Here is a 17873-nt window from a genome sequence, read left to right on the forward strand (position 1 = left end):
ATTTTAATGATTAAAACAGCACTTATAAGTGTGTTTGATAAAGAAAATATTTTGGGACTTGCAACATCACTTCAAAACAATGGTGTAGAGATTATATCCACAGGTGGAACTTTTAAGTATTTAAAAGAAAATGGTATAAAAGTTGTGGAGATTTCTGATGTTACAGGATTTGAAGAAATATTAGATGGAAGAGTTAAAACATTACATCCAGTTATTCATAGTGGAATACTTGCTATTCGTGATAATAAAGAGCATATGGCAACTATTAAAGCTAAAGGAATAAAACCTATTGATATGGTAGTAGTTAATCTTTACCCTTTCTTTGATAAAGTTTGCGAAGACATAAGTTTCGAGGAGAAAGTTGAATTCATTGATATCGGTGGACCAACAATGCTAAGAGCAGCAGCTAAAAACTTTAAAGATGTTATTGTATTAAGTGATGTTTCTGATTATGAAAATATAATAAAAAAAATGGATGCTAAAGAAGAAGTAGATTTTGATACTAGAAAACACCTAGCTGGTAAAGTGTTTAATTTAGTATCAGCTTATGATGCAGCTATAAGTAATTTTTTACTAGGAGAGAAGGCTTACCCAGACTATCTTTCTGTATCATATAAAAAACAAATGGATCTAAGATATGGAGAAAATCCTCATCAAAGTGCAGCTTATTATGTGAAAACTTCAGGAAATGGAGCAATGAAAAATTTTGAGCAGTTAAATGGCAAGGAGTTATCATATAATAATATAAAGGACATGGATATTGCATGGAAGGTAGTATGTGATTTCGATGAAATTACTTGTTGCGCTCTAAAACATAATACACCATGTGGTGTGGCGATAGGTAGCAGTACACTTGAGACCTACAAAAAGGCATATGAATGTGATCCAATGTCCATTTTTGGAGGGATTGTTGCTTTTAATAGAAAAGTTGATAAAGAAACTGCAATAGAGCTTAAAAAGATATTCTTAGAGGTAATTATTGCACCAGACTTTGACGAGGATGCATTAGAGGTATTAAAAGGTAAGAAAAATTTAAGAGTTGTAAAGTGTTTAAACAAATCAGAAGGCACTATTAATATGGTTACTGTAGATGGCGGAATACTAGTACAAAGTTCAGATGATAAATTAGCAGAGGAAATAAAAGTAGTTACTAAAAAGAGCCCAACCCAGGCAGAAGTGAAAGATCTAATATTTGCTATGAAAGTAGTTAAATATGTTAAATCTAATGCCATTGTAGTAGTTAAAGATGGTGTAACTAAAGGAATCGGAGTAGGCCAAGTTAATAGAATATGGGCAGCAGAGCACGCTTTAGAAAGAGGAGTAGATGCAACGGTTATGGCATCAGATGCATTCTTCCCATTCGGTGACGTTGTAGAACTTGCCGCAAAATATAATATAAAGGCTATAATTCAACCAGGTGGTTCAATTAAAGATGTACAATCAATAGAGATGTGTGATAAAAATGAAATTGCTATGGTATTTACGGGAATTAGACATTTCAAGCACTAATCATAACTTCATGATGGGATAACCTAGTTATTCCATCAATTTTAATTTATATAGATAAAGGAGATGGAATAATGAAGGCATTAATTATTGGTTCTGGTGGACGTGAGCATGCTTTAGCATCAAAGGTTGCAGAAAATTCTAATGTTCAGGTGGTTTATTGTGCGCCTGGTAATGGTGGTACATATAGAGAAAATAAGTGTGAGAATATTAATATTACAGAAATAGATGAGCTTTTATCATTTGCTATTGAAAACAAGATAGATATTACAATAGTTGGATCAGAGGAATGGCTTGTACAAGGAATAGTAGATAAGTTTAATGAAAAGGGACTTAAAATATTAGGACCATGTGAAAAAGCGGCAAGACTAGAGGGAAGTAAATCCTATTCTAAAGAATTTATGAAAAAATATGGCATAAAAACAGCTGCGTATGAAGCATTTGAAGATGAGAACAAAGCTATAGATTATCTTAAAAATTGTGAATATCCTATAGTAATTAAGGCAGATGGACTAGCAGCAGGAAAAGGGGTAGTTATCTGCAATGATTTTTTCGCGGCTAAAAATAGTATAAATGACTTTATGGTAGTGGATATATTTAAAGGCAGTGGGAAGAAAATTATAATAGAAGAATTTTTAGAAGGCGTTGAGGCATCTATACTCTCTATAACAGATGGGAAAGTTATACTCCCATTCGTATCTTCAAAAGATCATAAACAAATATTTGACGGAGGAATTGGACCTAATACAGGAGGTATGGGAGCTATAGCACCAAATCCATACTGTACTAAAGAAGTATTAGATGAATTTTACAAAAATATATTGTTGCCTACGCTTAAAGGAATTCAAGAGGAAAAAATGGATTATAGGGGCATAATATTTTTCGGTATTATGATAACTAAAAAAGGTGTATATTCGCTCGAATATAATGTAAGATTTGGAGACCCTGAAACGCAAGCGGTGCTTCCACTAATGAAGAGTGATTTTACGAATCTTGTAATTAGTGCGATAGATAGGGACCTTGAAAACTTTGAGTTGTTGTGGAAAAAGGGATATTCTTGTTGCCTAATCGCTGCATCAAAAGGTTATCCTGGAAAATACAATACTGGATATGAAATAAGTGAATCTGGAAAATTAGAAGGTAAATTATATTTAGCAGGTGCTACCTTTGATGATGGTCTTTTAAAGACAAATGGTGGAAGAGTTCTAGGAATAACAGGATTTGGTGGAACATTAGAAAAAGCAAGAGAAATAGCGTATGCTGATATGAAAAAAGTTCAGTTTGATGGAATGTACTATAGAAAAGATATCGGGAAATAGAAATAAAAAGTAGGGAATTTCATACTTAATAATTTAGATAATAAAAAGTGCGATTAGTTATTCTTCGCACTTTTTATTCATTAATAAGAAAATTTCAATAAAAATGGCAGTTGATTATATTTAGAGATATTTAAAAAGGCCTGTAAGCATTTTTAGGGCAACAGCTAAAGACATTGTTACAAAAATAGGTTTTATAAGTTTCGAGCCTTTATTTAATGCAACGATTGTTCCCATTTTAGCGCCTATAATCATAGAAACTGCTACTGGCAATCCTATCATGTAATTTATTTTACCGCTTAGGGCAAATAATATAAGTGCTGTAATATTGCTGACAAAGTTTAAAATTCTTGCATTAGCAGAAGAAGTTACAAAGTTAAAACCAAAGATACTTATAAATCCAAATACTAAAAATGAACCAGTTCCGGGACCAAAAAATCCATCATAAAAACCTAAAAAAAGTGCAAGAATTACTCCAATTATAACATTTTTTTTAGTAAGGCCTTGGAATTTATCTTCTAATCCCAAGGATTTGGAAAAGAGAGTATAAATTCCAATAAACATGATAAGAATTAATACTAATGTATTTAAAAACTTTTGGTCTATATGTAGAACTGCTTTAACACCTAATATTGAGCCTATAAAGGTGAAGGGAATAAGATATTTTAATAACTTGAAATTAGCCTTCCCTGATTTTATAAATTGTAGCGAACTAGTAAAAGAACCAGCAGTAGCACTGAATTTATTGGTTCCAAGCACCATGTGAGGAGGTAACCCTGCAAGCATAAAGGCGGGCACACTTATTAAACCACCACCTCCAGCAATGGAATCCACAAAAGAAGCTAAATAGCCAGCCATACATAAGAGAATAATTTTAGTAATCATGTAACACCTACCTAATTTTCAATAAATTAAAACAAATAATAAGGTTTTCTTCTATTATAAATGATTATTTGTATAAATTAAAGAGTCATATTGATGAAGTTTAAATTAATTAAACACCAAAAACAATAGGCAAATACATCAAGATGCTTAATAAACTATTGATTTATATGTCAAAAATACGTATTATATATAGGTGGAGTAAAAAATTATAAGCATTTTACAATGGGGAATTAAAAAAATAAAAGTTAACAAAAATAATAATATAATAATTGGGGGAATTAAAATGTTAGAACAAGAAGGAAACAAGGTAAATAGTAAAGACGGTCAATCGGTTAAATCTAATTCTAATAATGCATCAAGACCTACTTTTTTAAACACTTTTATGGCTAGTCTTATAGATTTAATAGTTATAGGGGTGGCATCAACAGTAGTAGTATTTTTAGCAGATGCTGTGCTTAGAATATCAGGATTTGCATTAACTCAAAAATTTGGAATGATATTTGTGATTTTTATGGTTATTATGGTATTATACATGAGTATTATGGAAAGTGGAAAAATGTCTGCTACACTTGGTAAGAAAGCATCAGGACTATTTATTACTAAACGATAGGAGTTTGTGAAAAAAATATGCAAAAAAGAAAAGAATATGAATTTAATATAGAAAAATTAGAGTTTCCAGCACAAGGGATTGCATACTATGAGGGTGAAAAGGTACTGATTAAAAACACATTGCCAGGTCAAAAGGTAATTGCTAAAGTATCAAGAAAGAAGCCAGTAGGGGTAGAAGCAAAACTTGTAAAAATACTTGAAGATGTAGACTATAAAGTTGAACCTCTTTGCAAAATCACTGAATTTTGTGGAGGATGTAGCCATCAATTCCTTTCCTATGAAAAGCAATTAGAATTTAAAAAACAACAAGTTTTAAAATTATTTGAAGATGCAGAAATAAAAGATTATGAATTTTTGGGTATACAGCAGAGTCCTGAGCAATTTGAGTATAGAAATAAAATGGAATTCACTTTTGGAGATTTTAGAAAAAACGAAGAATTAACTTTAGGTATGCATACAAAAGGAAGAAGTTTTAGTATAGTTACTGTTGATGATTGCAAAATAGCTGATGTAGATTTTAGAGAAATTTTAAAATTAGTATTAAACTATTTTATAGAACTAAAATTGCCACACTATAATGTAATGGAACGTAAGGGTTATTTAAGAAACTTAGTTATCCGAAAGGCTAAAAATACTGGTGAAATACTGGTTAATTTAGTAACTACATCCCAGATAGATTTAGATCTTAGTGAAATTACGAATAAGCTTAAGGAATTAAAATGTGATGGAGTTATTACCGGGATAATGCATACATATAATGACTCATTATCAGACATAGTTCAAGCTGATAAAACTGAAACATTATACGGAAGAGAGTACATTATGGAAAACATATTAGATCTTAAATTTAAAATAAACCCTTTTGCTTTTTTTCAAACTAATTCAAAAGGTGCAGAAAAACTTTATAGTATAGTTAGAGATTTTTTAGGTGATTCAGAATCAAAAGTTGTGTTTGATTTATATTGTGGAACAGGAACTATAGGTCAAATTGTTGCAGCTAAAGCTAAAAAAGTTTTAGGAATTGAATTAATAGAAGAAGCAGTTGCTGCTGCAAATGAAAATGCAAGAATTAATGGATTAGATAATTGTGAGTTTATAGCAGGTGATGTAGCTAAGGTTATAAAAGATGTACAAGATAAGCCTGATAGCATTATCTTAGATCCTCCAAGAGCGGGTGTTCACCCTACAGCATTAGATTATGTAATAAAATTTGATGCACCGCACATAGTTTATGTTTCTTGTAATCCTAAAAGTTTAGTTGTTGATTTAAAAGAAATGATCAATAATGGATATAAAGTGAATAAGGTAATATTGATGGATATGTTCCCTCATACGCCTCACATTGAGACTATTGTTGATATAGTTAAGGCATAGGCTTATATCAAAGGTTTTAAAGGTTTTTAATAGTAAATTAAAGTGTGTTTCATGTCCCCTCAGACAAGTGTTTGGGGGGATTTTTAATTTATGGATGACTTCTAAATTGTAAGTTAAGTGAATTCAATAATGCTACTAATTATGTAGAATCAGAGGATTATTCAAGAAAGGGGAATTGATTTATGTTAAATTTAAAAGTGAAGAAAATTAATGAATTGGCTATACTTCCTCAATATGCTCATGAAGGTGATGCAGGTTTAGATTTATTTTCAGTTGAAGAAAAGATTATTATGCCAGGTGAAACAGTGCTTGTACATACAGGAATTCAAATTGAGCTACCTAAAGATACAGAAGCTCAAATCAGGCCCAGAAGCGGACTAGCTTTAAAGAATTCTATAACAGTACTAAATACACCAGGAACTATTGATGAGGGCTATAGAGGTGAAATTGGAATAATTTTAATCAACCATAGTAAAATTGATTTTAGAGTTGAAAAGAATATGAAAATTGCACAAATGGTAATAAAACCAGTTTTAAAAGTTAGTATTGTAGAGGTAGATGAATTAAATTCTACTCAAAGAGGTAAAGGTGGATTTGGTTCAACTGGTTTAGCAAATAATACAGACAATAAAATGAGATAGATTAGTATTTAAGTTATCTCATTTTATTGTTATAAGATTTTTTTGTTTACCCTTTAAGCACACCAACATTAGGAATATTAGCTAGGTTGCTTAATACTCCATGACAGCTTTCAAACTGAGGGCTTAAATCTTTACCAGCAGTTAAGCCATAGTGTGCAGCTTCAATCCAGCTTGAATTATTGCTTACATCATATACAATTCCTTTAACCGCTACATAAGCAGGTTTTCCCATAGTACCGTCATACTGAGCAAGTTCACTTGGGGTGAATTCTTTGTTTTGCCTATGAGATCTTTGTCCATTTTGAACGTAGTTGTCGTGGTTTTCTTCAGCTGCATCTGCTTTAGTTTCATGAACTGTACCAGCTGGATGCTGAGGTGGTGCATAAATAGAGTATAAATTAATTGGTATATCACCTGTATTGATTAGATTATGCCATTTACCAGCAGGTATGATGAACGCAAAATCATCATAGACGTTTTTTTGAAAATTCAAGGTATGTTTACTGTCACCCATTTTAATAAGTCCTTGGCCTTCTTCAATACGTATGAATTGGTCAAGAAGGGGATGAACCTCTAACCCTATATCTTCGCCAACCTTGATACTCATCAGGGTAAGTTGTAAATAGCTTCCTGTCCATAAAGCAGTACGATAAGTATTGTTTTGCTTAGTAGCTTTCTCAATATTAACTACAAATGGTTCTGGTCCATAATCTTTTAATTGAATTGAACCATCATCATAGAGATTCGCTGATTGCAAAAAATTAGATTTTGAATCATACTCCATTTCATTAGTTGAGGTAATGTAATAAGGACATGGATATGGTTTATAAAGATTATACGCATTGTATGGATTATATATTGGTGTGTTAATAAAGTAAGGATATGGTTCATAAACATTATACATATTGATATTCCTTTCATAGTACTACAAAATTATAATATGATATCTGTTTAGAAAATGTGATTTTGTTAGAGAGTATAATGAATTAAGTAATGTAAGCTGTTTTTCTAGGGTTTATCTCATTCTGGTATGTTTAATTCCTTAGGGATTAATGTTAAGAACCTTTAAAATACTTTTTTTCATAATTTTCACAAAATATATTGAAGTTAATATTTAATTGTATTATGATGTACTTAGATTTATTCTTCGTAGTTAAAGCCTAAACAAAAAGCACAAGTTGTATTCAATACATCTTGTGCTTTGTTTTTATATATAAAACTACAGTTGCTGATATCCATGTCTAAAAGAGAAGATTTGCTGCAAATTAAAGTGTTCTCTAACAGTATTGATGAAGCATTTTACTGTTAAGAAAGTTACATGCCTGAGTCGTTGAATTTAATATTAGAACTTTCATTTTCAAAACTAGGGTTGAATCGTGCTGAACCTACACATTATGTAGGAAATGAAGGCTCTGGTCGTGTTATGAAAAAATGTGGGATGAAATACGAAGGGCTCGGTCTACAGGAAGTCTACATTTTATAAATTAATTAATCAGTATGAAGAGGGTAAATAATTACCTTTTTTTTATTATGGATTAAATATTAGGGTGGCATTAACATTTTTGAATAGACATATCTTTTATAATGATAAAGAAAAAGCGATATATAATTATATGAATTCTAAGCAAGGAACTTTTATCGCAAACTGTATAAGACTAAAATATCAGTCAACAGATAATATTGTTAATCCATTAATCAAGAGTTATGGGGAATGGTATGATGTTTATGGTGCTAAAGGATTTATAGGGAAATATGAAGTTTTATATATTGCTGTAAAGGTTGAGCCATAATATTCTTTATGTACGTCACAATGGTAAAAAATCGTGTAACAAAGATAGTCTATACAATCCGCAATAAATATCAAATATAAAAAAACGTTATGCCTTATATTATAAAGGAACTGCTTTACATTTTAGTGGATTTTTGACATAATAATATATAACTAATCTTAATATTGATGATTATAAGAAGTGTTCCATAATAGTAAAATATAGTGGGCGGTCTTTCAGGATAGCAGTTGCACAAGCTGGAGTTAATAATCCAAGACCAAGTAAAAAATAAAATAAACAGTAATAAAAATTACTGATATAACTTTTATGGGAATGGGGGAATATTAATGTCTCTTAACAGAGATAAAGATTGTGGTATTATTAGTTCTTATAGCAAGGTAGTAAAAATGTCAGATACTCAAGAAGACGAAAGACTTAAGCGGTTGCTGCAAGAATATGCTAAATTAGTAACTGTATGTACCCATCTGCATACATTTAAGGAAATAGAGCGGTACTTTTTAGAGCAGTGCGATGCTTTGTCTATAACCTTAAATGATGATGATATGAGACTTTTTAAGGCAAATGTGATTATGGACCATTTTGTGAATAAGGAGCATAAAGCGCATGATTTTTCTGATATGACATATGAAGAAATAGTAAAATGGCATAAAGTAAAAAATGATTTGTTTTATGAGGCTCATTCCGCTTCTCCTCAACAGTATGGACTTAAGCTTTATGGATACCGTTTACCTCATACAAACCGTAATGAAGCCTTTTATGATGAGGCTTATCCAGAATTGATGAAATATACAGATCAAATTGTTAAGAGAGCAAAAATTAATGATATTTGTTTTTTCTTTGAAGAAACTACCAAAGAATATTATTTTACCTGCGCTGGATGTAGTCTCATGTATAAAGTAATAATTTTTATTGATATAAGTGAGCATGATATAAAAAAACATAATCAACGTTTCGTAACATATATAAATGCAATGGTTCAAATGGGATATTTGCCTAAATTGTATTAAGAACGATAAGGTTTTATATTTAAAATTAGTCCATATTTTTCATGAAGTGCGCAACCCTGGTATGTTATGGTGAACTACTGCTAAAATAAATATTTCCGATATAACTGTCGGGAATACTATAGTTATATGCCATTCCTAAAAAGTATAAAAAAATAGTTATTAATTCTTGAAGGGGGATTAGCCTTGAAAGTACTGAGAAAAACTATGTTTCCTAATGAGATTTTTTCGGATATAGAGCAGAAAGATGGAATAATTGCTGTAATGTTTTTTTTATTTATATTCATAGTTATGTTTTTAAATCTATATTTAGTTAAAATATCTCCATTATTTTCGATAATAAGAAACGATACAACAAATTCTATTTACAAATTAATATTTGCATTACTAATGGATATACCTGGATTTATATCTGTAATAGTTGTTTTGAAATTTAGAAAACAAAAAATAAATACTATCGGGTTAAGAAGACAAGGATTTAAGTCTGCTATATACATTGGCATTTCTCTTATTTCTATGTTTTGGATTTATTACATAAGTAATAAAGGCTTTAGTAAAAAACTTATATGTGATTCAGTTTTTTACATTGTTCTTATTGGTTTCTATGAAGAATTAATCTTTAGGGGCTTTTTATGGCCAAGACTCGTAGTTGGGTTTGGCAGAATATGGGGAACTATTTTAAGTGGTGTATTCTTTGGAATGATGCATTTACCAATTGATATTGTTTTCAATAATAAGACTATATTTGAAACTTTTATACTAGGAAATGCTTCAAACATTAATATTCTTGGGGGGGTAATCATTGCATTATGGTTTATATTTATCTACACTCGGAATAGTAACATTTTATTACCTTCATTTGTTCATGGACTTCAAGATATGTTAGCTATGCTCTAAGGTATTAATTTATTGACTAATACCTTAATATAAAATGATTGAGGTTTGGGAAATTTTATAATTAAAAATTAGCGGTGACATAACAGCATATAACAAAATGTTGCCGTTCGCCTTGGCTGGAGATTCCCTTAAGGGAAGAATAGTAAATTATTATTGTGAGGAAACTTAAAAAAGAAGCATCAGTATGTTATGAAACAGGAATAAAAGAATTTGTAAAAACAATTCATGCCAGAATTGAGGTTACTGATAATGCATTTCTTTTACATAAATATAAGCTGTTTACAGTTCCCTTTGATATGTTTATGACTATGAAGGCTCTTGGTGATGAAACAAGACTAAAGATTTTAAGTTGCATTTATAAAAAAAACAATTCCACTTAAGCAATAGCTAAAGAAGTAGGCATCACTGAAGCTGGAGTATCCAAGCACCTTAAAATCATGTATAAAGCGGGGGTGCTTCGTAAAAGGAGAGACAGTAATTTTATAAATTATATCATTGATAGAATACCAATGGACGTGTATCAGTATTTGAATAAGTAACATTACGGATCAATGTATATAAGGTTTTACCGATAGCAAAATTTAAAAGGCTATCGGTAGGGCCTTTTTTTGCGATGATAAGGCAAAAAAATAAGTAGCTGATTAGGAGAGAAAAGAAATATTATTAATGATTATTTATAAATCAAGAAAAAAGCAGAGTTAAATGTAGTTAAATATAAGTTATATGTAAATATAGAGAATAATTGAAATAAATGGTATAATAGTTAAAAGATTTCGTACAGAGATAGGATTTTGCATAGCTTATATCAAAAGAGTGGAGGAAAGTTAGAAGTTCCTTTTGCTGATGAAGAATATAAAAACGAAGTAGTATCATTTTATCAGAAATTTAATTTGTTTATAATAGAGGGGGTGGTGTAAATGAGTAGCATGGCAAAAAAAATAATGGTTATAGGTTCACCAGGTAGTGGCAAAAGTACATTCTCGATGAAGTTGTCAAAAATCACGGGTATCCCTCTTATTCATCTTGATAAAGAGTTTTGGAATAATGGATGGATTGAAACTCCGAGGACTGAATGGGTGAGAAAGCAAAAGAAGTTAATAGCAGGAGATGAATGGATAATAGATGGTAACTATGGGGGTACTATAGATATTCGACTTGAAAAGGCCGATACAATAATATATTTCAAATTAAGTAGAGTTGTTTGCTTATTGAGTTACTTTAAACGAGTTATAACAAATTTAGGTAAAATAAGACCTGATATGCCAGAGGGTTGCCCTGAAAAGTTTGATTTTGAATTTATGAAGTTTATTTGGAATTTCTCTAATAAACCAGGTCAAATAAATATTGATAAACTTGAAAAAAATAATAAACAGGTAATAGTATTTAAAAATAGAAGACAATCAAAACAGTATATTATAGAGATTTTAAACTAAATTTCAAACAGGGCCGTAAACTTGAAGAGAATGAGAGCTCTGAATATAGATAGTACGATATAATATTTAACATGTGAAATAGTAAAATAATTAGGGAGGGGTAAATGGTAATGATAAGAATGGCAACAATTGATGATATAGATAGTCTTGTAAAATTAAGAATTAAATTACTCAAGGAAGTAAACAACAATATTAAAAATTATGATTGGGATCAATACTCAGAAGTATTAAAAAAATTCTATTATGACAGATTACCCAACGGGAAAATCATTGCGTTTTTAGCAGTGATAAACGGAAACGTTGTTGCTATAAGTATGATTTGTCTATATAATATTACTCCCTCACTCTATAATTTAGATGGAAAAATGGCATTACTCACGGATATGTACACAACTTTGCAATACAGGAATAAGGGGTATGGGATGAGTCTTTTGAACGATATAATGGAACATGTAAAAAATAGGGGGTATGTAAAAATTAGTTTGAATGCTACCGAATCTGGTAGGAAATTGTACGAGAGATATGGTTTTAAAGATGTTAATGGAAAAATGTCTTTTAAGTTTAAATAATGTAATATTTGGGAGGTAAGATGGATAGACGTGTTCCTAAAAATCAGATAAGAAAAATAATAGAAGATCTATGTGGCAATCAAGTTAATATAACCAATATTTTGTTCATAGATGGTTATGCAAATAGTAATTATCTTGTAAAGACAGATGTGGAGGATGATGGATTTGTAATAAAATTGGTTGAGCCACTTGAATTTCAATCATGGCTTAGATTTGAAAAATCATCTTTATCTGGATAAGCATGTTGTTATAAACTTCTTCGGGAACATGGTATTCCAACATTGGATGTTATAAAGTATTCGCCTCCAGGGGAAATAATTAATCAAGAATATCTAGTAACAAAATATATTCAATACATTCCGTTTACCTCTATACCTTTCAATGAAGATTGTGGTGAAAATTGCTATGAGGTATATGGATATTATGTAAAGAAAATGCACCAAATTCAAGTGAAAAAATTTGGATTCAAACGTGAAGATAATTGGGGAGAATATAGTAGTTGGTATGATTTTGTATGTGCATATACTAAAGAATTACTAAATAAGACGAGAGAGTATTCTCTTTATGATGAGCATTTTTATAACTCTGTAAATGAAATTATCAAACAAAACAAAGATGCACTAGATAAGGTTGTTACGCCATGTATGGTGCATTGGGATTTGGGGTATGGAAATGTTTTGGTGAATAAGAATGAAAATGAATTTTCCTTTAAAGCAATTATTGATATGGGCAGGTGCATTTTTGGAGACCCTTTATGGGATTTGGTAGACTCATCATATAAGCCACAGGCCTTTTGGAAAGGGTATGATAGCAGCTCAAAGGGTACGTTAGATGGAATTATACGTTCAAAGATATACTCTATTTTAGATGGGATTTTTGATGCTTATATATCTCTAATTCGATTTGACAATAAAGAACGTTATCTTAGAGAAAATGATGCGGTCATATCTTCCATCAAGGCTATTTTGGATTTTTAATATAGTATGGAGGTATGTATAAATGGGAAAAGAATTGTCAGAAATGGCGCTGAAAGAATTGTGGGAGTTATTCCCAATCATATTAAAAAAATATAATACAGATTATAAAGAGTGGTATGAAACTGAAAAACTAAAACTTTTAAGTTGTATTGATAGAAAAGATATTAGGCGTATTAATCATATAGGAAGTAGTGCGGTTGAAGGGTTGATTGCTAAGCCAACAGTAGATATTTTGTTGGAAATAGATAATGAAAGCAATATTGAACAATTAAGAGATGTCCTACTACATAATGGTTGGCTATTGATGTCATTTGAAAACAAGCCATGCATGAAAATGGTATTTAATAAAGGATATACAAAAGAGGGATTTGCAGAAAAAGTATATCATTTGCATGTCCGCTACTATGATAACTGGAACGAATTGTATTTTAGAGATTACCTTATGGAACATGATGAAGTGGTTAAAGAATATGGTGAGCTTAAATTAGAACTTATAGAAAAATATGAGCATGACAGAGATGGATATACAAATGCTAAAACGAATTTTATTTTAAAATATACAGAAAAGGCAAAAGAGGAATATGTAGATAAATATAACCCAAGAAATAATCATAATCTATAATAAAGGTAGATGTAGTGTTCTTTATTAAGGGGATTGAAGAGATAAGCTATAAGAAAGATTAAGGCATTGCCTAACGAAGCACAGTCATTTGATGATTAAAAATTTTAATACTATTATGTAAGGCGGTGACTCCTATGAAAAGAATAAAGCTAATTAAATACTTGGTGCAGTTAACATAATCTGATAGCAGATTGTACCGAGATAGTTAAATTTGGCGTCAGATAACTGCACTGCTTTTCATCAAAATTAATTATGAAAAGGGGTTTATGTTATGGAATATATGAAGTTAAAAGAATATTGGTTGTCGGAAGAAAAAAAGATATTTGAAGGGTGGAATTTTTCATATATCAGTGAAAGAAAATCAGAAGAACCCTTGCCTTGGAATTATGACAAGATAGTTCACAAATATTTAAGTACTAATTCAATTTTATTGGATATGGGAACTGGGGGTGGGGAACATTTATTGACGCTAAAGCACCCTTACAACAATACATTTGCTACAGAGGCGTATCAACCTAACTTTGAAGTGTGTAAAAAGACACTAACGCCACTTGGGATTGATGTTAGACAAGTTTTTAATGATAATTATTTGCCATTTAAAAATGACATGTTTGACGTCATAATAAACAGACAAGCGTCTTTTGATATGAACGAAGTTTATCGATTGTTAAAACCGAATGGTTTGTTTATTACTCAGCAAGTTGGTGAATTAAACAATAAGGAACTAAGAAGGTTTTTAATAAGTGATTTTAATGAAACTAACGCCAATGAACACACTTTAAAAAGTAATCTGGATTTAATAAAAAGTAAAGGTTTTACTGTTTTAAAAGCAGATGAATGTTTTCCAAAACAGAGATTTTTGGATGTGGGAGCATTGGTTTATTATGCGAGAATTATCCAATGGGAATTCCCTAAGTTCTCTGTTGATAGTTGTTTTAATCAATTATGTCAATTGCAATCAATAGTTGAGCAAAAGGGCTTTGTTGAAAGCAAGCAACATAGATTTGTAATTGTTGCTCAAAAACTTAATCACATAAATTGAATTTAAATGTTGTTTTATATGCTAAATTTAATGTTATTTAAAATTTAAAGTATGATATTAAACACCGTAAATTCAGTATGAATAATACGGTGTTTAATGGATTATTTGGGTTTAGTAGTTGTGATGCCTTATAAGAATGTTCTACCCCCTAGTATTGAATCGGCATTGCTCAAAATAATATAACTAGGTATTATTTTGTTCTAGCATTAACAATGATATTACACAGTTCTATATATGAAATACCATCAGCTAAAGCTTCTTTGGGAATTAGACTTGTAGGTGTCATACCTGGAAGTGTATTAGCTTCAAGACATATAAATTCGTCTCTCTCGTCTAAAATAAAATCAATTCTAGAATATGTCCCAAGCCGTAAAGTTTCACATATTTTTAATGCTAGACTCTTAATCCTCTTTGTATCGTATTCTGAAAGATTTGCAGGGCATATATCTTGAGTTAATCCAGCTTGATATTTATTCTTATAATCATAAAATCCTTCTTTTGGTATTATTTCAATAACAGGTAATGCTTTTCCCTGTAATAAACCTACAGAAAACTCTCTACCTACTATCATTTTCTCAATAAGTAGACTTGATTCAATTTTATTAGCTGTAGCAATTGCCGCTTCAAGCTCCGCAACATTACAAACAATTGATACCCCTATACTTGACCCAGCACTACAAGGTTTCACAACACATGGTATACCAATCGTTTTAACTATATATTCTGTTGAAAGTGGATTTTTACTAAAAGTTAACCATTTAGCTGTAGGAATACCTACTTGTTGCAACAGTTTCTTTGTTAAATCCTTATCCATTGCAAGAAGGCTACCAATATAGCCAGTTCCAGTATATTTAATTCCCAGTGAATCAAAAGTTGCCTGTATTTGACCATTTTCCCCCATTGAACCGTGTAGAGCTATAAACACAACATCAGCAAATAGGCAAAGAGGTAATACATTTTTACCTATAAGAGAATCCCCATTGTTGCTTTTTCTCTTTATTTCATTTAAATCAGGCTCGGTACCTTTAACATTATAATAATATGGTTTTCCAGTAATCTTATCTTCAAATAAACTTTCAAATTCGCTTTCGTTTGTTCTTAAACCTTCATATACATCTAATAGCACCACATGGTGACCAGCTTCTCTAAGAGCATTAGCAATTTGACTTCCAGAAGATAATGAAACGTCCCTTTCTGGACTTAATCCGCCTGCAAGTACCACGATTTTCATAACTTAACCCCCATAATTTTTTATTCTCATTAATAAAATAATACAATTCTTCTAAAAGTATATTAACCTATCATATCTAATAGATATTAATTATGTTCCAGTATATAAGCTCAACATATCTCAATTATTCTTTTCAGCTACATTTATGTTCGTATCCTCGAAATTCAAACTTAAAGCCTACATAATATGACAATGGTTAATCTGTGCTATAATTTCCAACTGGAAATATAACGGCTATTTTCTTATCCTCCATATCAACTACCGTTGTTATACAATTGTGATGTAGTTGAAGAATATTACGAACCAATAATCATAATATTGTAGTCCTATATAGACTATTAATCAATTATGATAATACAATGCCTTTTTCTATTTTATTTCCTTTTAAAAATTCTTTTACCTCAAGAGGTTTCCCCCCTGGCAACTGTAATATTTCTATAATCAGAATACCGTTATTGGTAGCGACTGTAATTCCTTCATTATTTGCATCTATGATATAACCAGGTGGTTTAATACTATTTTCATCTAATGACTTGGATTTGAATATTTTAATTGGAATGTCTTTATAATAAGTATGAGCAGTTGGCCATGAGTTTATATTTTTATATGGCCAATAACTCAATCCTCTTATTAAATTATGTATGTTAATACTACTGTCATTCCAATTAATCTTTGCCATTTGCTTGTTTAACATCTGTACATAAGAACTTCCATCACTCTGTTGTTTTACCCCACAAATTTTACCTGTGATAATTCCATTTATTGTTTCCTCTAACAGTTCAGCGCCATTTATCTTTAATAAGTTGTACAATTCTCCTGCTGTCATAGATTCAGATATGTCAAACTCACTTCTCATAAGCACATCACCCGTATCTATACCAGTATCCATTAGTATAGTTGTATTTCCAGTTGTTATTTCCCCATTTATTAAACTCCAATTTATTGGTGCTGACCCCCTATACATTGGGAGGAGAGATGCATGTAGACAAATACATCCGAGTCTTGGTATGTCAAGTATATGCTTAGTTATGATTTGACCATATGCTACAACAATAATAAAATCAGGTTTTATTTCTTTTAATTTATCAATAATTACAGAGTCTGTTTTTATTTTTTCGGGCTGAAAAATTGGAATTTGATTCGATAGTCCGACCTCTTTGATTGGTGAAATTGCTACCTTTTTCCCTCTTCCACTTGGTTTATCAGGTTGTGTTACAATCACACTTACATTATATTTCTCTATCATTTTCTTCAATGAGGGAACTGCAAAATCAGGAGTTCCCATAAAAACTATTTTCATTATTGATACCTCCCTTTGATAACTACAAAATATATTTTGTAGTTATTCATTAGTTACACAATAATTTACAAAACTGACTTAATCCTATAGAAATTATATCATATTTTCATATCGCTAAATTCCAAAAATGTAAAATATTATTATTGAGAATCCCTTATTTTTATAAGGTTAAAAAATATGCTTAAAACCAAACAATAAAATTTTTTGCACCTCAAAACGGAACCCGTTAGAAATATAGTTGTGGCGTTTTTGTTTGTTATAGAGTTGGTGGATTAAGTTAAACAAAAAAAATAATACCCCAATCTTTATGGTTATACTATTTTATGGTAAAATAGTATAATATTCTTAGAGTATTATAATGAACCTTATGACAAATATTTGCCTGTTACTTTCAAAATATGAGAAAGATGCTGATTTAGAAGTTATTATTCCATCAGCATTATTGCATGATACTGGAAGAGTAGAAGAGAGTGAGGATAGAACAGGAGAAATTATTCATGCTGTATTAGGTTGTAAGATTGCAGAGGGCATATTAGAAAACTTTGGAATATGAATAAGAAAAGATAAAGCAATGTATTATCACACATAGGTTTGGAACTGGAAACGAACCTAAACTATGGAGGTAAAAATTTTTTTAGATTCAGATAAGTTTGATGTTATTGGAGCAAGTGGAAGGA

The 17873-nt window shown here is 30.6% G+C and carries 20 protein-coding genes and 3 pseudogenes; 18 read left to right on the forward strand and 5 right to left on the reverse strand.

From position 1 onward, the window contains the following. The first annotated feature begins 6 nt into the window (after positions 1 to 6). Both purH and purD read left to right on the forward strand, forming a co-directional pair. The gene (gene purH / locus KPL44_RS04335; protein ID WP_216247690.1) at positions 7 to 1509 is read left to right on the forward strand and encodes a bifunctional phosphoribosylaminoimidazolecarboxamide formyltransferase/IMP cyclohydrolase; all 1503 of its coding nucleotides are present in this window, start codon (positions 7 to 9) and stop codon (positions 1507 to 1509) included. A 71-nt stretch (positions 1510 to 1580) separates the two neighbouring features. Next, on the forward strand, positions 1581 to 2825 hold the full coding sequence (purD, locus tag KPL44_RS04340; protein ID WP_216247691.1) for a phosphoribosylamine--glycine ligase: 1245 nt from the start codon (positions 1581 to 1583) through the stop codon (positions 2823 to 2825). Positions 2826 to 2945: 120 nt separating this feature from the next. On the opposite strand, the gene KPL44_RS04345 is transcribed toward purD, so the two are convergent. Further along, positions 2946 to 3707: a TSUP family transporter gene (locus KPL44_RS04345; protein WP_216247692.1), complete on the reverse strand. Its 762-nt coding sequence runs from the start codon at positions 3705 to 3707 to the stop codon at positions 2946 to 2948. Positions 3708 to 3990: 283 nt separating this feature from the next. Between KPL44_RS04345 and KPL44_RS04350 the strand changes: the two genes are divergently transcribed. The 3 genes from KPL44_RS04350 (at position 3991) to dut (ending at position 6331) form a co-directional block, all read left to right on the forward strand. Beyond that, the gene (locus KPL44_RS04350; protein WP_216247693.1) at positions 3991 to 4317 is read left to right on the forward strand and encodes an RDD family protein; all 327 of its coding nucleotides are present in this window, start codon (positions 3991 to 3993) and stop codon (positions 4315 to 4317) included. 17 nt (positions 4318 to 4334) lie between these two features. Further along, on the forward strand, positions 4335 to 5690 hold the full coding sequence (gene rlmD / locus KPL44_RS04355) for a 23S rRNA (uracil(1939)-C(5))-methyltransferase RlmD (protein ID WP_216247694.1): 1356 nt from the start codon (positions 4335 to 4337) through the stop codon (positions 5688 to 5690). Between the two features lie 182 nt (positions 5691 to 5872). Further along, the gene (dut, locus tag KPL44_RS04360) at positions 5873 to 6331 is read left to right on the forward strand and encodes a dUTP diphosphatase (RefSeq protein WP_216247695.1); all 459 of its coding nucleotides are present in this window, start codon (positions 5873 to 5875) and stop codon (positions 6329 to 6331) included. Positions 6332 to 6377: 46 nt separating this feature from the next. Here the strand turns inward: dut and KPL44_RS25180 are convergent. Together KPL44_RS25180 and KPL44_RS04365 are read right to left on the reverse strand one after the other, a co-directional pair. After that, positions 6378 to 6584: pseudogene (locus tag KPL44_RS25180) on the reverse strand (cytochrome b5 domain-containing protein); the annotation flags it as partial. A gap of 63 nt (positions 6585 to 6647) precedes the next feature. Next, a pseudogene (locus KPL44_RS04365) lies at positions 6648 to 7235 on the reverse strand (cupin domain-containing protein); the annotation flags it as partial. Positions 7236 to 7649: 414 nt separating this feature from the next. On the opposite strand from KPL44_RS04365, the gene KPL44_RS04370 reads away from it, so the two are divergent. From KPL44_RS04370 to KPL44_RS04425, 12 genes and pseudogenes are all read left to right on the forward strand, one after another. Further along, positions 7650 to 7814 carry a GNAT family N-acetyltransferase gene (locus tag KPL44_RS04370; RefSeq protein ID WP_216247697.1) on the forward strand — a complete coding sequence of 55 codons (165 nt, stop codon included), beginning with the start codon at positions 7650 to 7652 and terminating at the stop codon, positions 7812 to 7814. Between the two features lie 79 nt (positions 7815 to 7893). Beyond that, on the forward strand, positions 7894 to 8121 hold the full coding sequence (locus tag KPL44_RS04375; protein WP_216247698.1) for a hypothetical protein: 228 nt from the start codon (positions 7894 to 7896) through the stop codon (positions 8119 to 8121). Between the two features lie 326 nt (positions 8122 to 8447). Then, positions 8448 to 9128 (forward strand): hypothetical protein, encoded by a 681-nt coding sequence (locus KPL44_RS04380; RefSeq protein ID WP_216247699.1) that lies wholly within the window; start codon positions 8448 to 8450, stop codon positions 9126 to 9128. A gap of 183 nt (positions 9129 to 9311) precedes the next feature. Further along, the gene (locus KPL44_RS04385) at positions 9312 to 10022 is read left to right on the forward strand and encodes a CPBP family intramembrane glutamic endopeptidase (protein ID WP_216247700.1); all 711 of its coding nucleotides are present in this window, start codon (positions 9312 to 9314) and stop codon (positions 10020 to 10022) included. A 155-nt stretch (positions 10023 to 10177) separates the two neighbouring features. Beyond that, a complete protein-coding gene (locus KPL44_RS04390; RefSeq protein WP_216247701.1) occupies positions 10178 to 10402 on the forward strand; it encodes a hypothetical protein in 225 nt (74 codons plus the stop codon). Between the two features lie 3 nt (positions 10403 to 10405). Next, on the forward strand, positions 10406 to 10561 hold the full coding sequence (locus KPL44_RS25995) for an ArsR family transcriptional regulator (RefSeq protein ID WP_216247854.1): 156 nt from the start codon (positions 10406 to 10408) through the stop codon (positions 10559 to 10561). Between the two features lie 378 nt (positions 10562 to 10939). After that, complete coding sequence (locus KPL44_RS04400) at positions 10940 to 11455, forward strand: DNA topology modulation protein (protein ID WP_216247702.1); 516 nt, start codon at positions 10940 to 10942, stop codon at positions 11453 to 11455. A gap of 104 nt (positions 11456 to 11559) precedes the next feature. Continuing rightward, positions 11560 to 12024 (forward strand): GNAT family N-acetyltransferase, encoded by a 465-nt coding sequence (locus tag KPL44_RS04405; protein ID WP_216247703.1) that lies wholly within the window; start codon positions 11560 to 11562, stop codon positions 12022 to 12024. Between the two features lie 20 nt (positions 12025 to 12044). Further along, on the forward strand, positions 12045 to 12263 hold the full coding sequence (locus KPL44_RS04410; protein ID WP_216247704.1) for a hypothetical protein: 219 nt from the start codon (positions 12045 to 12047) through the stop codon (positions 12261 to 12263). A 21-nt stretch (positions 12264 to 12284) separates the two neighbouring features. Beyond that, a pseudogene (locus KPL44_RS04415) lies at positions 12285 to 13001 on the forward strand (phosphotransferase); the annotation flags it as partial. A gap of 22 nt (positions 13002 to 13023) precedes the next feature. Then, a complete protein-coding gene (locus KPL44_RS04420; RefSeq protein ID WP_216247706.1) occupies positions 13024 to 13623 on the forward strand; it encodes a GrpB family protein in 600 nt (199 codons plus the stop codon). Between the two features lie 271 nt (positions 13624 to 13894). Further along, complete coding sequence (locus KPL44_RS04425; RefSeq protein WP_216247707.1) at positions 13895 to 14665, forward strand: class I SAM-dependent methyltransferase; 771 nt, start codon at positions 13895 to 13897, stop codon at positions 14663 to 14665. Between the two features lie 190 nt (positions 14666 to 14855). Here the strand turns inward: KPL44_RS04425 and KPL44_RS04430 are convergent, their stop codons facing one another. Together KPL44_RS04430 and fmt are read right to left on the reverse strand one after the other, a co-directional pair. After that, positions 14856 to 15896, reverse strand: coding sequence for a D-alanine--D-alanine ligase family protein (locus KPL44_RS04430; protein WP_216247708.1), 1041 nt, complete (start codon positions 15894 to 15896; stop codon positions 14856 to 14858). Positions 15897 to 16242: 346 nt separating this feature from the next. Further along, complete coding sequence (gene fmt, locus KPL44_RS04435) at positions 16243 to 17196, reverse strand: methionyl-tRNA formyltransferase (RefSeq protein ID WP_216247709.1); 954 nt, start codon at positions 17194 to 17196, stop codon at positions 16243 to 16245. Positions 17197 to 17554: 358 nt separating this feature from the next. On the opposite strand from fmt, the gene KPL44_RS26000 reads away from it, so the two are divergent. After that, positions 17555 to 17749 carry an HD domain-containing protein gene (locus tag KPL44_RS26000; RefSeq protein WP_331701184.1) on the forward strand — a complete coding sequence of 65 codons (195 nt, stop codon included), beginning with the start codon at positions 17555 to 17557 and terminating at the stop codon, positions 17747 to 17749. Positions 17750 to 17873 lie beyond the last annotated feature (124 nt).

This window comes from Clostridium sp. DSM 17811 (genome assembly GCF_018861905.1).
In the GTDB taxonomy this organism is placed as follows: domain Bacteria; phylum Bacillota; class Clostridia; order Clostridiales; family Clostridiaceae; genus Clostridium_AD; species Clostridium_AD frigoriphilum.

Coding starts and splice junctions, on each gene's coding strand:
- purH (WP_216247690.1), top strand. CDS start 7: ATGATTAAAACAGCACTTATAAGTGTGTTTGATAAAGAAAATATTTTG.
- purD (WP_216247691.1), top strand. CDS start 1,581: ATGAAGGCATTAATTATTGGTTCTGGTGGACGTGAGCATGCTTTAGCA.
- KPL44_RS04345 (WP_216247692.1), bottom strand. CDS start 3,707: ATGATTACTAAAATTATTCTCTTATGTATGGCTGGCTATTTAGCTTCT.
- KPL44_RS04350 (WP_216247693.1), top strand. CDS start 3,991: ATGTTAGAACAAGAAGGAAACAAGGTAAATAGTAAAGACGGTCAATCG.
- rlmD (WP_216247694.1), top strand. CDS start 4,335: ATGCAAAAAAGAAAAGAATATGAATTTAATATAGAAAAATTAGAGTTT.
- dut (WP_216247695.1), top strand. CDS start 5,873: ATGTTAAATTTAAAAGTGAAGAAAATTAATGAATTGGCTATACTTCCT.
- KPL44_RS04370 (WP_216247697.1), top strand. CDS start 7,650: ATGCCTGAGTCGTTGAATTTAATATTAGAACTTTCATTTTCAAAACTA.
- KPL44_RS04380 (WP_216247699.1), top strand. CDS start 8,448: ATGTCTCTTAACAGAGATAAAGATTGTGGTATTATTAGTTCTTATAGC.
- KPL44_RS04400 (WP_216247702.1), top strand. CDS start 10,940: ATGAGTAGCATGGCAAAAAAAATAATGGTTATAGGTTCACCAGGTAGT.
- KPL44_RS04405 (WP_216247703.1), top strand. CDS start 11,560: ATGGTAATGATAAGAATGGCAACAATTGATGATATAGATAGTCTTGTA.
- KPL44_RS04410 (WP_216247704.1), top strand. CDS start 12,045: ATGGATAGACGTGTTCCTAAAAATCAGATAAGAAAAATAATAGAAGAT.
- KPL44_RS04420 (WP_216247706.1), top strand. CDS start 13,024: ATGGGAAAAGAATTGTCAGAAATGGCGCTGAAAGAATTGTGGGAGTTA.
- KPL44_RS04425 (WP_216247707.1), top strand. CDS start 13,895: ATGGAATATATGAAGTTAAAAGAATATTGGTTGTCGGAAGAAAAAAAG.
- KPL44_RS04430 (WP_216247708.1), bottom strand. CDS start 15,896: ATGAAAATCGTGGTACTTGCAGGCGGATTAAGTCCAGAAAGGGACGTT.
- fmt (WP_216247709.1), bottom strand. CDS start 17,196: ATGAAAATAGTTTTTATGGGAACTCCTGATTTTGCAGTTCCCTCATTG.
- KPL44_RS26000 (WP_331701184.1), top strand. CDS start 17,555: ATGAACCTTATGACAAATATTTGCCTGTTACTTTCAAAATATGAGAAA.